The organism is Bradyrhizobium sp. USDA 4532, assembly GCF_024171315.1.
GTDB lineage: Bacteria > Pseudomonadota > Alphaproteobacteria > Rhizobiales > Xanthobacteraceae > Bradyrhizobium > Bradyrhizobium australafricanum.
On sequence record NZ_JALJZN010000001.1, the window covers coordinates 2,485,457 to 2,499,239 of the forward strand.

Consider the following 13,783-nt stretch of genomic DNA (forward strand, 5'->3'; position numbering starts at 1 on the left):
CGCTCTCTCGCACAAATCTTCCTGCGCTCAGCGTCAAGAACGAAGGCCGCCGCTCTGCCTAAGATCGGCGAAACGCTCGTTCGAAAGGAAGAGGCATGGCGCAGAACCTTCGTGTGGCCGTCGATGTCGGTGGCACCTTCACCGACATCTGCATCATGGACGAGACGACCGGTCTCGTGCGCATCGAGAAGACCTCCTCCACGCGCGATCCGATCGAAGGGATCATGGGCGGCGTATCCAAGGCCGGCATCGACCTGTCCAAGGTGGCGCTGTTCTCGCACGGCACCACGATTGCCACGAACGCGCTGATCACCCGCCGCCTGCCGCGCACCGCGGTGGTCACGACCAAGGGGTTCCGCGACGTCATCGAGATCCGGCGCGCCAACAAGGAAGACCTCTGGGACACCTACAAGGACGTGGTCCGGCCCTATGTGCCACGGCGCGACCGCCTCACCGTGCCCGAACGCGTCGATGCTGCCGGCACGGTGATCGAGCCGCTCGACGTCGAAGCTGCGCGCAGCGTCGCACGCATCCTCAAGCGTCGCGGCGTCGCCGCGGTCGCGGTGTGCTTCATGAACGCCTATCTCAACGGCACCAATGAGCGCGCCATGCGCGATATTCTGCTGGCCGAGATGCCCGATATTCCGGTCTCGATCTCCTCGCAGGTGCTTCCCGAAATCTTCGAGCACGAGCGGTTCTCGACGACGGTCGCCAATGCCGTGGTGAGCCCGGTCGTCGTCAACTACACCAGCCGGCTCGGCGAACGACTCTCAGACGAGGGCTACACCCGTGATCTTTTGCTGCTGCACACCGGCGGCGGCGTGATGACGCCGGCGAGCGTGAAGGATTTCGCGGCGCGCCTTGCCGGCTCCGGCATCGCCGCCGGGGCCATAGCCAGCCGCCATATCGCCGGTCTTTGCGGTTTCCCCAATTCGATCGGCCTCGACATGGGCGGCACGTCGACCGACGTGTCGCTCGCCTATGAGGGCCAGTCGCGGATCACCAAGGACTGGCACATCGAGTTCGGCTATCCGATCCGCTTCGCATCGATCGAGGTGCTCACCATCGGTGCCGGCGGCGGCTCGCTGGCCTGGACCGATCCGGCCGGCTCGCTGCGCAACGGCCCGCAATCGGCCGGCGCCTATCCGGGACCGGCCTGCTACGGCAACGGCAATACGCAGCCGACCAACACCGATGCCAATGTGACGCTCGGCCGGCTTGGCACCGATCTCGCCGGCGGCAAGGTCAAGCTCGACCCCGAGCTGGCGCGGCAAGCGGTCGAGGGCGGCGTCGCCAAGCCGTTCGGCCTCGGCCTGCACGAAGCCGCAGATGCAATCGTCAAGGTCGCCAATGCCAACATGTCGGATGCGGTGCGCCTGATCTCGATCAGTCGCGGCTACGATCCGCGCGACTTTGCGCTGGTGGCGTTCGGCGGCGCCGGTGCCCTGCATGGGGTCGACGTCGCACGTGAGCTGGCGATTCCCGTCGTGATCGTTCCGCTCAATCCCGGCGTGACCTCAGCGCTCGGTTGCCTGCTCGTCGACATGCAGCACGATTTTTCGCAGAGCTGCATGGTCGACGCCGCCGAGGCCGACGCCACCGAGATCGAGGCACAGTTCGCCGAGCTCGAGAAGGCTGCGCTCGCACGGTTGATCCATGAGGGCGTCGCGCAGCAGGACATCGTGCTGCAGCGCTCGATCGACATGATGTATCGCGGCCAGTGGCGTTCGCTTGCCGTCAACGCGCCGCGGCCGATCGGCGCGATCGCCGATCTGGTGCAGAGCTTCCATGCCGAGCATCAGCGCGAATACAATTTCCGCCGCGACAGCGCGCCGGTCAGCTTCTTCCGTCTCAATCTGAAGGCAGTGGGCGTGGTCCCCAAGGCCGAGTTTGCCGTCCACGAGCCGACCGGCGCTAGCCCCGAGCCGGTCAGCCGCCGCAGGGTCTGGTTCGAGGGCAGCGGGCTCGATACACCCGTCTATCGGCGCGACAACCTGCCCTGCGGCTTCTCCTTTCAAGGCCCCGCGATCATCGAGCAGGTCGATGCCACCACCGTCGTTCCGCCCGGCGCCGCCGCCGAGGTCGACAGATATCTCAACATCATCATCCGCGTGAAGGAGTGAACCATGGCCGAAGCTCTCCCGCTCGACCCCGTGACCTTCGAGGTTTTGAAGAACTCCTTCATCACCAGCGTCGACCAGATGGGCGAGCAGGTCCTGAGGACCTGCTACTCCTTCGTCATCTACAATCGCGACTTCTCGAGCGCGCTGCACGACGCCAACGGTGAATGCGCGGCGCAGGGCAACCAGGATATTGCCGTCCACGTCGGCACGCTGCATTTCACCTGCAAGGATGTCATGCGCCATTTCGAAGGCGACATGCATGAGGGCGACGTTTTCGCCATCAACGATCCCTATGCCGGCGGCACGCACTTCTCCGATGTCCGCCTGATCCGTCCGATCTTCGCCGACGGCAAGATCATCGCTTTCAGCCAGTCCAACGGACACTGGTCCGACGTCGGCGGCAGCGTGCCGGGATCGTTCGACGTCGCCGCCCGCGAGATGTTCCGCGAGGGCCTGCGCATCACGCCAGTCCGGCTGTTCGACAAGAACGGCCTGCGCAAGGACGTCGCGCATCTGATCGCGTCGAATACGCGCGATCCGGCCTCGATCATCGGCGACATCCAGGCACAGGCCGAAGCCACCGCCGTCTGCGAACGGGAGATCCTGCGCCTGGTCGGCAAATATGGCCGTGATACCGTCGAGACCGGGCTTGCCGCCGTCCAGGACTATGTGGAGCGTTCGGCGCGCCAGCGCATCGCGGCGCTGCCTGACGGCGAATGGGAAACCGTCGACTTCATCGACCGCGATCCGGCCGGTGGCGAAGGCATGATCCCGATCCGCATCAAGATGACGATCAAGGGCGATCGCGCAATCTACGACTTCACCGGCAGCCATCCAACCATCGGCTCGATCTACAATTCGGCGTTCGGTGCAACCTTCTCTGCCGTTGCCGCCGGCATGAAGACTTTCTTCCCCGACCTGCCGCTCAATTCCGGTTTCTACCGCTGCTTCGAGATCATCGCTCCCGAAGGATCGATCGTCGACGCCAAATGGCCGATCGCGGTCACCGGCTTTCTGATGCCGTTCGAGAAGATCATGAACTCGATCTACGAAATGTGGTCGAAGCTGATGCCGGAGCGCGCGCTCGCTTGCGCGTTCAATCTCGAATATCTGCTCACCGGCGGGCTCGATGCCCGCAGCTCCGACAAGCCGATCTTCATGTTCTATGACTGGCTGCCCGGCGGCTGGGGCGGGCGCAACGGCAAGGATGGCAGCAATGTCACAACCGCCTGCTTCGGCACCGGCTTGATGTCGCAGCCGGTCGAAGGCCAGGAGCGCGCCAACCCGATCCTGACCACCGAATGCGAGATCCTCAAGGACTCGCCCGGCCCCGGCAAGTGGCGCGGCGGCGCCGGCGTGGTGAAGACGTCGCGGATGCTGCAGGCCGAGAAAACCGTGATCTCCTATATCTGCGACCGCGAGCGCGCGATCGTGTGGGGCATCGAGGGCGGCCTGCCGTCGATGCCGCACGGCCTGACCCTGAAGCGCGCCGGCAGCACGGCCGCGGAGCGGCTCGGCTCGATCTTCTCGGACGTCCCGATCGGCGAAGGCGACACTTTCTCGCGTCCGACCGCCGGCGGCGGCGGATTTGGCGATCCGCTGGAGCGCGATCCGAACCTCGTCGTCGAGGATATCAAGGACGACTATGTCTCGGTCGAGCGTGCCGCCAAGGACTATGGCGTCGTGGTGCACACCATCGACGCCGAGCTCTGTAACTACGAGGTCGACAAGGTCGCGACCGAGGCGCTCCGTGCGAAGATCCGCTCCGAGCGTGTCGCCAATGTCCGGCTCGATCCGGAGCTGGTGGCGCAACGCTATCGCAGCGGGGCAATCGACGCGCTCGACGCGATCCGCAAGCACGCGGTGATCCTCGATTGGGGCACCGGTGCCTTGCTTCCCGAATCCACGCGCCAGTTCCGCGAGGTGTTTGAGCGGCGCTCGGTCGCAACGTGGAAAGCAGGCTGAATGCCATCGCCGGCCGCGACGTCGGCAGACCGCACAGAGCGTTCACGAAAAACTGGATCCGACACCGCCCCTCCACTTTCATTCGAGCCATGAGGATTGTGCTATGACGAGTACGACGTGCCTTTCCCCCAATCGAGTTTGGCCGATCCGCCCCGCGCTCGGCCTTGCCGCCGGCCTCGCCCTTGCCGCTGCGGTCGCGCCGGCTGCGGCCGAGACGCCGTGGTTTCCGATGAAGGTCTACGACGCGTCGTCCGGCACACCGAAGCCGGCCGAGTACACGCCGCTCCCCAAGGCCGAGAAGCCTTACAGGCTCTGCGTGCTGTTTCCGCACATGAAGGACAGTTTCTGGGTCGCCGTCGCCTATGGCATCGTCAAACAGGCCGAGGCGATGAACGTCAACATGAACCTCTACGAGGCCGGAGGTTACGAGAACCTGCCGAAACAGCTGTCGCAATTCGATGACTGCATGGCGAGCGGGCCGGACGCCATCATCGTCGGCGCCATCTCCGGCGCAGGCCTCAGCAAGAAGTTCGAGGAAGCCAAGGCCAAGGGCGTTCCGGTCGTCGGCGTCACCAACCCGCTGCCGCCGAACGCGCTGCCCGCGGCCAACTACGTCGACTTCGTCGCCATGGGCGAAGTCACCGGCGCCGGCCTGCTGGCGCAATCCAAGCCTGGCGACAAGCTCAACATCGTGACGTTCCCCGGTCCGGCCGGCTCTGGCTGGGCGGAGTCGTTCAACGAAGGCTTCAAGAAGGCCGTTGCCAAGAACGCGAACGCCAAGATTTTGGCCGAGAAGTTCGGCGACTCCGGCGTCGCCGTGCAGCTTCAGCTCATTCAGGACGCCTTGCAGGCCTATCCCGGCATGAACGTGATCTGGGGCACCGCCCCCACCGCTGAAGCCGCCATCGGCGCCGTTGCCGAGGCCGGCCGAAGCGACCTGAAGATCGTATCGTCTTACGAAAACCAGGCCATGCTTGACGCGCTCAACCGCGGCGACATCCTCGCCTTCGCAACCCAATATCCGGTCGGAGAAGGCGCCGTCGCGATCGATCAGGCAGTGCGTCTCATCGAGAAGAAGCCGGTCATGAGCCTTGTCCAGCCGATCGCCGCTGTCATCGACAAGATCACCGTACCGAAATTGCAGATGGACCTCGTGCTGGCTCCGGCGAGTTGGACACCGGTCTATTCGGTCAAGGCCAAGTAAGCCGCTCGCGAATGATGCCGGGTGGGAGCACCTGCTCCCACCCGTCTTGCTCACGGCCCAACGGAGACGCGGATGGATGTCGAGATTGACCCGAAGCCCGCCGAGCCTCTGCTTCGATTGCGGGGGATATCAAAGCGCTTCACCGGCGTTCGCGCGCTCGACCGGGTCGACCTCGACGTTCGTGCCGGCGAGCTTCATGTCCTGTTCGGCGAGAACGGCGCCGGCAAATCGACCCTGATCAATGTCATCTCGGGAACGTTTCCGCCGGACGAAGGCACGTTCCATTTTGGCGACGAGGAGATCCATCATCTCACGCCGCAGCGGGCCCGCACGATCGGCATCAGCCCGGTCTTTCAGGAGTTCTCGCTGATCCCGAGCCTCACGGTGGAAGAGAACCTGTTCCTCGGCCGCGAGGTCACCCATGGCGGCGTGCTGCGCTCGCGCGAGATGCGCAAGCGCGCCAGGGCGCTGATCGACGAGCTCGGCTTCGATCTCGATCCGGCGCAGCGGATCGACGACCTTTCCCGCGCGCACCAGCAGATGGCCGAAATCGCCAAGGCCCTGCTCGGCCGCGTCCGCCTTTTGATCCTTGACGAGCCGACTGCCTCGTTGACCGAGCGCGAGACCGGACGGCTGTTCGAGCTGATCGCGCGCCTGAAGAGCCAGAATGTCGGGCTGATCTATGTCTCGCATCGCATGCGCGAAATCCGCGCCCTTGCCGACCGTGTGACGGTGCTGCGCGACGGCCGCCACATCCAGACCCTCGACGCCCCCGGCTCGACCGACGGCGAGCTGGTGGAGCTGATGACCGGCCGCAGGATCGACCTGCTGTTCCCGGCCATCGCCCACCGGCCTGACAAGGTGATGGTCGACATCGAAAACCTGACGCTCGCGGACGGCAGCGTTCAGGAGGCGAATTTCCATGCCCGCGCCGGCGAGATCACCGGCATCGCCGGTCTCGTCGGCTGCGGCAAATCGGAGCTGATCCGCGCGGTCTACGGCATCGAGGCCGCGGCATCAGGCGTGATCCGGATCGACGGTCTGCCTTACGAATTCCCGACCCCGAGGCAAAGCCTCAAGCGCGGCATCGCCTATTTTCCTGCCAATCGGGTTGCCGAAGGGCTCGCGCTGTCCCGTCCGATCCGCGAGAACGCATCGATGACGGTGCTCGACCTGCCCGCGTTCGCGCGCTTCGGCGTGCTGCGGCAGGCCGCCGAACGCGCCACGATCGCGGACATCATGGAGCGGTTGCAGCTGAGGCCGCCGAACATCGAACGGAGCGCCGGCGCGCTGTCCGGCGGCAACCGTCAAAAAGTGATGCTGGCACGCGCGCTCACGCGTGAGCTGACCGTGTTCCTGTTCGACGAGCCGAGCGTCGGGATCGACGTCGGCGCCAAGCTCGAGGTCTACCAGTTCATGAAGCGGCTGGTCGAGGCCGGCGCCGCCGTGATCGTGGTGTCGTCGGAATTGCCGGAGGTTCTGGCGCTGTCGAACCGGCTCTACGTCATGCATCACGGCCGCATCGCCGCCGAACTGACGGACTCCGAGAAGACCGAGCAGAACGTGCTGTCCAGCTTCTTCCGCGACCATCTCGCCGCGGAGGTCGCGTGAACACCGCGCTGGTCAGCGCAAACCCGCAAGGCGCGATCGGCCTGCGATCGATCGCAGGCCGTGTCGGGTTCCTGCCGGCCCTGCTGGTCTTGCTCGTCGCCGGCATGTCGGCGATCGATCCGCAGTTTTACGGCATCATCAACATCCTCAACATCCTGCGCAACGCGTCGCTGCTCGCGATCGTCGCCTGCGGTCAGGCGCTGGTCATCATCGCGGGTGGCTTCGATCTCTCAGTCGGCGCCGTCGTGGCGCTCGCGAGCGTCGTCACCGCCAAGACCATGGCCGCCGCAGCCACCGCGTTTCCCGGCAACAACGCCCTCATCATTGCCAGCGGGATGGCGGCCGGACTCGGCTCCGGAGCCGTGGTCGGGCTCGTCAACGGATTCTGCGTGGCGAAGCTCAAGGTATCCGGCTTCGTGGTGACCCTGGGCACGATGTCGGCGACTGCGGGCGTCGGCCTGATGATCACTAACGGAATCCCGGTTTACGGCATGCCCGATATCTTCGTGAAGGGCTTTGGGCGCGCCCAGGCGCTCGGCCTGCCGACCGCCGTCCACGTCGCGCTGGTCATCATCATCGTGATGGTGTTTGCGCAGCGGCGCACGCTGTTCGGCCGTTACGTCTACGCGATCGGCGGCAATGTCGATGCGGCCATCGTGTCGGGCGTATCGATCCAGCGCCACGTCGTCGGCACCTACGTTGTCTCGAGCATGCTCGCGGCGTTGACGGGCATCCTGCTGACCGCGCAGGTCGGCTCCGGCCAGGCCAGCTTCGGCGGCGACCGGATGATGCTGCAATCGATCGCAGCCGCCGTGATCGGCGGGGTGAGCTTGCGCGGCGGCGTCGGGCGCATCGAAATCGTCGCCATCAGCGCCCTGTTCCTGACCATCCTGGGCAATGCGCTCAACCTCCTGCACGTCGACTCCCGGCTGCAGCCGGTCTTTCTCGGCGTCATCATGGTCGCGGCCGTGGCGCTGGACGAACTCAGCCGACGGAGCAAAGCTCGTGTCTGACCTCGAATTGTCCGTCGCCGCCAAGAACGCGGATCGCCCGAAATTGGCGCCGGGTCGCTGGCTCTGGAGCGCAGTGCTGCCGGTCGCATTGGTGGCCCTGTTGCTCGGCTTCGCCACGGTCGACCGCGGCGTGTTGTCGCCGGCCAACCTGCTCAACATCGCGCAGCAGACCAGCTATCTGGCCCTGTTCGCGATGGCCCAGACCGTGGTGATCCTGACGCGCGGCTTCGACCTCGCACTCGGCCCGACCGTATCGATGGTGAGCGTCGGCACCGCGCTGGCGATGGCCGGCGCGACGGCGTCGGGCCATGGTACAGGCGCCGTGCTGCTCGCCGGGCTCGCTGCCGGCTTCGTACTCGGCACCGCGTGCGGCCTCTTCAACGGCGTGGTTATTGCGCTGCTCGGGGTCAACCCCTTCGTCGCAACGCTCGGCAGCTACAATATCGCGATCGGGATTGCCACCACGCTGTCATCGGGAAGGCCCGTTCAAGGCGTGCCGGCGCCGTTCTCGCAGATCTTCTACGGCGGCAGCGTCTTCGGTATTCCGGCGGCCATCGCGATCACGATCGGGGTCGGCGCCGTGCTCCATTGGACCCTGACGCGGACGGTGTTCGGCCGTTCGCTTTACCTCATCGGCACCAACCCGCGCGCAGCGGCGGTCGCCGGCCTGCCGGTCAAGCGCACTTTGATCGCGACCTATGTGCTGTGCTCCGGGCTTGCGGCGCTCGGCGCGATCATGATGACGGCGCGGACCGGATCGGGCGAGCCGAACCTCGGCGGGGCGCTTTCACTGCAGGCGATTGCCGGCGCCGTAGTCGGCGGAACAAGCCTGGCGGGCGGGCGCGGTGGGGTCGGCACCGCGGTGCTCGGCGCCCTGTTCATCACCATTCTGTCCAACGGCATGAACCTCACCCGGATCGACGGATACGTCCAGATGGTCGTGCTCGGCGCGATCGTCATCGTCGGCGTTCTGCTCGATCGCCTGCGACTGGAGCGGCGCCAATGACGACGGGTTCCATGCAGAGCGTCGCGGGCGAGACGCACGAGGCACCTGCGTCGATCTACGTCGCGCCCTCGCTCGCTTCCGCACTCGACGCACTGAGCGAATTCGGCGCGGCCGGCGCTGCCTTTGCCGGCGGCACATGGATCATGCGATCACCGATCCGCCACGAGCGGTTGAAGCCGCACTATGTCGCGATCGGCAAGATCGCCGAGCTGACCGCGGTTCGTATCGGCAGCGATGCAATCGAGATCGGCGCGGCGGTTACGCATGCGGCACTCGCGGCGGCCCTGGCCGATCTTGCGGAATTCGCGGTCCTGGTCGACGCCGCCGGCCGCTCCGCCAATCCTGCGATCCGCGCGATGGCAACGATCGGCGGCAACCTCGCGACGTCGGAATTCGCCGCCGCGGATTGCGTACCGGCGCTGCTCTGCCTCGATGCCCAAGTGGAAATGTCGGACCGCGACGGCCGCGAGCGCATCGGCCTGTCGCATTTCCTGAAGATCCGATCGTCCCTTCCGCGCGGTCATCTGGTGACGCGGATCATCTTGCCGCGGGCGGCGCGCAGAAGCGCCCATGCCCGCCTGCCGCTGCGCAAATCGGGTGACTACCCGGTCGCCATCGTCAGCCTGTCGGTCAGCATCGATGCAGCGGGCCGTGTCCAGGCGGCGCGCGTCGCGGTCGGTTCAGTCGAGCCGGTGGCCCGCCGCTGGGATCGGCTCGAGGCAGCGCTGATCGGACGCCCGCTCGATGCGGCGGGGGCGGCGCAGACTGCGGCCGCGTTGGCGGACGACTTCGTCGGCCGCGACAGCGTCGATGCCCCGGCCTGGTATCGGGTCAGCGTGCTACCCGGTCTCGTCCGCCGCGCTGCGATCGCAGCGCTTGGCTCCTGAACCGGTGGGGACCGACATGGGATTCAACTTGACAGTGAACGGTGATCGCCTCCCTTCCGTGGCCGACCCCGCCACGCCGCTGATCGACATTCTGCGTGAGGAGATGCATCTGACCGGCGCGAAACCGGTCTGTCGCGAAGGCTTTTGCGGTGCCTGCATGGTGCTGGTCGACGGCGAGCCGACGCCATCGTGCCTGTTGCCCGCCGCGCTCGCCGATGGCCGCGAGATCCGCACCGTCGAAGGCCTTGCGCCTCACGGCGAACTGAACCGCATCCAGGCGGCCCTCGAGGCCAGCGATGCGGTCCAATGCGGCATGTGCTTTCCCGGCATGGTGGTGAGCCTGACGCATCTCTTGACGACCCGGCCTGACGCCACCCGTGACGATATCCGGGCCGCACTCACCGGGAACATCTGCCGCTGCACGGGATACGAACGCATCGTCGAGGCGACGCTGCTCGCCTTGGCCAACGCATAATCGGGAGGCGCAAGCATGTCCGACGTTTCCGCGACGATGGATTTGAGCCGGCGGGACGCCGCCGACAAGCTGCGTGGCCGTACGCGCTACACCATCGATCGATATCTGCCCGGCATGCTGCACGCCGCGGTGCTGCGTGCCGGCCTGCCTTCGGGCCGGATCATTCGCCTCGACACGTCGAGGGCTGCCCGCATGCCGGGGGTACGTGCGATCGTGACGGCGTCGGATGCGCCCGGCATGATCGGCATCGGCATCGCCGATCACCCGCTGTTCGCCCGCGATGTCATTCGCTACGACGGCGAACCGCTTGCCGCGGTCGCTGCCGTCACGTTGGCGCAGGCGCAGGCCGCGCTCGCGGCGATCGACGTGGAAATCGAGCAACTCCCCGCAATATTGACCATGGCGGAGGCGCTGGCACCAGATGCGCGGCTGGTTCATCCGGACTGGCGCGGCTATGAGGTCCTGGTCGAAGGCGGCGCGCGTGCGGGCAATGTCGCCTGGGAGGCGACCGTCGTTCGCGGCGACGTCGACGCCGCCTTTGCGCGGCCTGACGTCGAGATCGTCGAAAGTTTCTATCGCGTCGGCCGGCAGAACCACGTGGCCTTCGAGCCGCGTGCGGTCGTCGCAAGCTACGAGGACGGCCGCTTCCATATCGAGACGTCGACGCAGGTTCCCTGGAGTGTCCGCAATGCAACCGCGCGCGCGTTGGGCGTGCCGGCATCGCAAGTGCGCGTCACTGTGCCGCCGGTCGGCGGCGGCTTCGGTCTCAAATTCGATCTGGCGGTTGAGCCCTTCGCCGCCCTCCTCGCCCGCGCCAGCGGCCGGCCGGTTCGCCTCGTCAATTCCCGCGAGGACGAGATGCTGACCTGCCTGTTCCGCGAGAACGCCGATATTCGCATCCGCTCGGCGGTGACGCGCGACGGAGAAATCGTGGGCCGCGAGGCGGTCGTGCTGATGGACTGCGGCGCCTATGGCGGCGAACAGATCTTCCTGACCACCATGACCGCACACACGCTCGGCGGAAACTACAGGCTTGGCAGCGTGCGCATGGTCTCGCGCGCGGTCTATACCAACACGGCGCCGAACGGCGCGTTCCGCTGCTGCAATGGCGTCTACAACACCTTCGCGCTCGAGCGGCACACCGACGAGATCGCAGCGCGGATCGGAATGAATCCGCTTGCTTTCCGGCGCCGCAACGTGCTCGGCGACAAGGATCTCGGCGCCACCGGCCAGGTATTCGAAGGCGATGTGCTCGGCCCGATGCTCGACCGGATGGATACATTGCGCGACGCGGCAGCGCCGCTGCCGGCGCGCACCGACGGCAAGCTCCTTGGACGCGCGACCACCGTCGGCACCTGGTTCGTCTTCGTCGGCCCATCGGCCGCGACGGTGAACATGAATGCCGACGGCACGGCGACCCTGGTCACGTCGGGTGTCGAGATCGGATCCGGCTCGATGATGCAGAGCCTGCCGCAGATCGTTGCCAGCACGCTCGGCATCGCGCCCGAGCAAGTGATCGTCCGCGCCGCCGATACCGATGCGGCCGGTTATGATGTCGGCGTCGGTGGCGGCCGCACCACCGTCTCGCTCGGCGCCGCCAGCCTGTCGGCGGCACAGGAGGTCCGCACGAAGCTTTTGAGGATCGCCTCCGAGATGATCGAAGCCGCGCCCGGCGATCTCGTCATGCGCGATGGTCGGATCGAGATCGCGGGCGCGCCGGGCTCCGGCCGCACCGTCGCGGAGGTCGCGACCCGCGCTCAAGCGCTGGGCGGACCGGTCGCCGGCACCGGCGCCTTCACCGGCGCCGGCGTGCCGGCGATGCCCGGTTGCGTTGCCGGTCATTTCATCGACGCGATCGACATCCCCGTCTTCGCCGTCCACGACTGCGAGGTCGCCGTCGATCCGGAGACCGGGCATGTCGAGGTGCTAAGCTATCGCGTGGTCCAGGACGTCGGCCGTGCGCTGAATCCACGCGCAATCCACGGCCAGATCCAGGGCGGCGTCGTGCAGGGCCTGGGCTACGCCCTGCACGAGGAGGTGACGATCGGCAGCAATGGCCGTGTCAGTCAAAGCGGCTTTGAGACTTACCGCGTACCGCTTGCGCTCGACGTCGTACCGGTGGAGATCAGCCTCTATGAGGGTGCGGCGTCGGTGGGGCCGCTCGGCACCAAGGGCGCCGGCGAGGTGCCGATCCTCAATGTCGGCGCCACCGTCGCCTGCGCCGTTGCCAACGCGACAGGAAAGCGGGTGCAGGAATTACCCCTAACGCCGCCGCGCGTGCTCGAGCTTCTGCTCGAGCGCAAGCCGGGTCTGGCACTGTCTCACATTGCCGAGGTGTGGGCGGACAACCTTGTTCGTCCTCACCAGTGGCCCTAGGGACATCAGAGAATGCCCAGCAAACAATCCGAACGCTGAGCGACCGACTTGGGCGCCAGGCGCCTGATCCGTGGCAGCTAGGCGCTACCGTCCCCGCACCGACCAGGCCCACGATATTTTCGTCCATTCCCCTCCGCGGCGCTCAGGCAGCCGCGACCTCGTGGCCCGCCATGACCTCCAGCGCTCTCAGAATGCCGGAATGGTCCCAGCTTTTGCCGCCGAGGGCGGTACAGGCGTTGAACAGCTGCTGGGCTGCGGCAGTGCCTGGCAGCGACAAGCCAAGCGCGCGCGCCCCTTCCAGCGCGAGGTTGAGGTCCTTCTGATGCAGCTCAATGCGGAAGCCCGGATCAAAATTGCGCTTCAGCATGCGATCGCCGTGCACTTCGAGGATCCGGGACGACGCGAAGCCGCCCATCAACGCCTGGCGCACCAATGCGGGGTCGGCCCCGGCCTTGGAGGCGAACAGCAACGCCTCGCTCACCGCCTCGATGGTCAGCGCCACGATGATCTGGTTCGCAACCTTGGTGGTCTGGCCGTCGCCGTTGCCGCCGACATGCGTGACATTCTTCCCCATCGTTTCAAACAGGGGCTTCATCGCATTGAACGCCCGCTCCCGCCCGCCAACCATGATGGTCAGGCTGGCCGCCTTTGCACCAACTTCGCCGCCGGAGACCGGCGCGTCGAGATAATCGGCCCCGAGCGCATCGATCCAGCGTGCAAACTCCTTCGTCGCCAGCGGAGAGATCGAGCTCATATCCGTCACGATCATGCCTTTGGAGATGCCCTCCGCGACGCCGCCTTGACCGAACAGCACGGCTTCGACATGCGGAGTGTCCGGTACCATGATGATCACGGCGTCCGACTCCTGCGCCACCTGCTTGGCGGACTCGCAAGCGATGCCGCCGGCCGCGATCAACTCAGGCGCAACAGGTACGACGTCGTGCAGGAACAGGCGATAGCCGGCAGCCAGGAGGTGGCCGGCCATCGGACGTCCCATGGTGCCAAGTCCGATGAATCCGATGTCTTTCATTGTCGTTGCTCCCTGTCAGCCGGATGAAGGCGTTTTTCCGGCGAGCGACTCTCGGCTCGCGTGAAGAAACCGCGTTAAATAAAATTCCAGAGC

General features: G+C 66.2%; 10 protein-coding genes. 9 read left to right on the plus strand and 1 reads right to left on the minus strand.

Going from position 1 to position 13,783, the window contains the following annotated elements; all coding sequences use genetic code 11:
* The first annotated feature begins 95 nt into the window (after positions 1-95).
* The 9 genes from J2R76_RS12140 to J2R76_RS12180 all read left to right on the plus strand — a co-directional run bounded on the left by J2R76_RS12140 (position 96) and on the right by J2R76_RS12180 (position 12,660).
* Entirely contained in the window at positions 96-2,123 is a 2,028-nt protein-coding gene (locus J2R76_RS12140) for a hydantoinase/oxoprolinase family protein (RefSeq protein WP_253587231.1), read from the plus strand.
* 3 nt (positions 2,124-2,126) lie between these two features.
* Positions 2,127-4,088 (plus strand): hydantoinase B/oxoprolinase family protein, encoded by a 1,962-nt coding sequence (locus J2R76_RS12145; RefSeq protein WP_253624007.1) that lies wholly within the window; start codon positions 2,127-2,129, stop codon positions 4,086-4,088.
* 103 nt (positions 4,089-4,191) lie between these two features.
* Positions 4,192-5,292, plus strand: a complete 1,101-nt coding sequence (gene torT / locus J2R76_RS12150) for a TMAO reductase system periplasmic protein TorT (protein ID WP_253624008.1) — start codon at positions 4,192-4,194, stop codon at positions 5,290-5,292.
* A gap of 72 nt (positions 5,293-5,364) precedes the next feature.
* Positions 5,365-6,903: a sugar ABC transporter ATP-binding protein gene (locus J2R76_RS12155; RefSeq protein ID WP_076826268.1), complete on the plus strand. Its 1,539-nt coding sequence runs from the start codon at positions 5,365-5,367 to the stop codon at positions 6,901-6,903.
* Positions 6,900-7,916, plus strand: a complete 1,017-nt coding sequence (locus J2R76_RS12160; RefSeq protein ID WP_057017105.1) for an ABC transporter permease — start codon at positions 6,900-6,902, stop codon at positions 7,914-7,916. Before J2R76_RS12155 ends, J2R76_RS12160 begins: the two co-directional genes overlap by 4 nt.
* Positions 7,909-8,922 (plus strand): ABC transporter permease, encoded by a 1,014-nt coding sequence (locus tag J2R76_RS12165; protein WP_253624009.1) that lies wholly within the window; start codon positions 7,909-7,911, stop codon positions 8,920-8,922. Before J2R76_RS12160 ends, J2R76_RS12165 begins: the two co-directional genes overlap by 8 nt.
* Positions 8,919-9,809 (plus strand): xanthine dehydrogenase family protein subunit M, encoded by an 891-nt coding sequence (locus J2R76_RS12170; RefSeq protein ID WP_253624010.1) that lies wholly within the window; start codon positions 8,919-8,921, stop codon positions 9,807-9,809. Before J2R76_RS12165 ends, J2R76_RS12170 begins: the two co-directional genes overlap by 4 nt.
* Before the next feature lie 16 nt (positions 9,810-9,825).
* Positions 9,826-10,284, plus strand: coding sequence for a (2Fe-2S)-binding protein (locus tag J2R76_RS12175; protein WP_253626002.1), 459 nt, complete (start codon positions 9,826-9,828; stop codon positions 10,282-10,284).
* Positions 10,285-10,299: 15 nt separating this feature from the next.
* Positions 10,300-12,660, plus strand: coding sequence for a xanthine dehydrogenase family protein molybdopterin-binding subunit (locus tag J2R76_RS12180; protein ID WP_253624011.1), 2,361 nt, complete (start codon positions 10,300-10,302; stop codon positions 12,658-12,660).
* 142 nt (positions 12,661-12,802) lie between these two features.
* On the opposite strand, the gene J2R76_RS12185 is transcribed toward J2R76_RS12180, so the two are convergent.
* Positions 12,803-13,690 (minus strand): 2-hydroxy-3-oxopropionate reductase, encoded by an 888-nt coding sequence (locus tag J2R76_RS12185; protein WP_253624012.1) that lies wholly within the window; start codon positions 13,688-13,690, stop codon positions 12,803-12,805.
* Positions 13,691-13,783 lie beyond the last annotated feature (93 nt).

Bases quoted from the DNA above. Each gene is read 5' to 3' on its own strand.
- J2R76_RS12140 (WP_253587231.1), top strand. From the start codon at position 96: ATGGCGCAGAACCTTCGTGTGGCCGTCGATGTCGGTGGCACCTTCACC.
- J2R76_RS12145 (WP_253624007.1), top strand. From the start codon at position 2,127: ATGGCCGAAGCTCTCCCGCTCGACCCCGTGACCTTCGAGGTTTTGAAG.
- torT (WP_253624008.1), top strand. From the start codon at position 4,192: ATGACGAGTACGACGTGCCTTTCCCCCAATCGAGTTTGGCCGATCCGC.
- J2R76_RS12155 (WP_076826268.1), top strand. From the start codon at position 5,365: ATGGATGTCGAGATTGACCCGAAGCCCGCCGAGCCTCTGCTTCGATTG.
- J2R76_RS12170 (WP_253624010.1), top strand. From the start codon at position 8,919: ATGACGACGGGTTCCATGCAGAGCGTCGCGGGCGAGACGCACGAGGCA.
- J2R76_RS12175 (WP_253626002.1), top strand. From the start codon at position 9,826: ATGGGATTCAACTTGACAGTGAACGGTGATCGCCTCCCTTCCGTGGCC.
- J2R76_RS12180 (WP_253624011.1), top strand. From the start codon at position 10,300: ATGTCCGACGTTTCCGCGACGATGGATTTGAGCCGGCGGGACGCCGCC.
- J2R76_RS12185 (WP_253624012.1), bottom strand. From the start codon at position 13,690: ATGAAAGACATCGGATTCATCGGACTTGGCACCATGGGACGTCCGATG.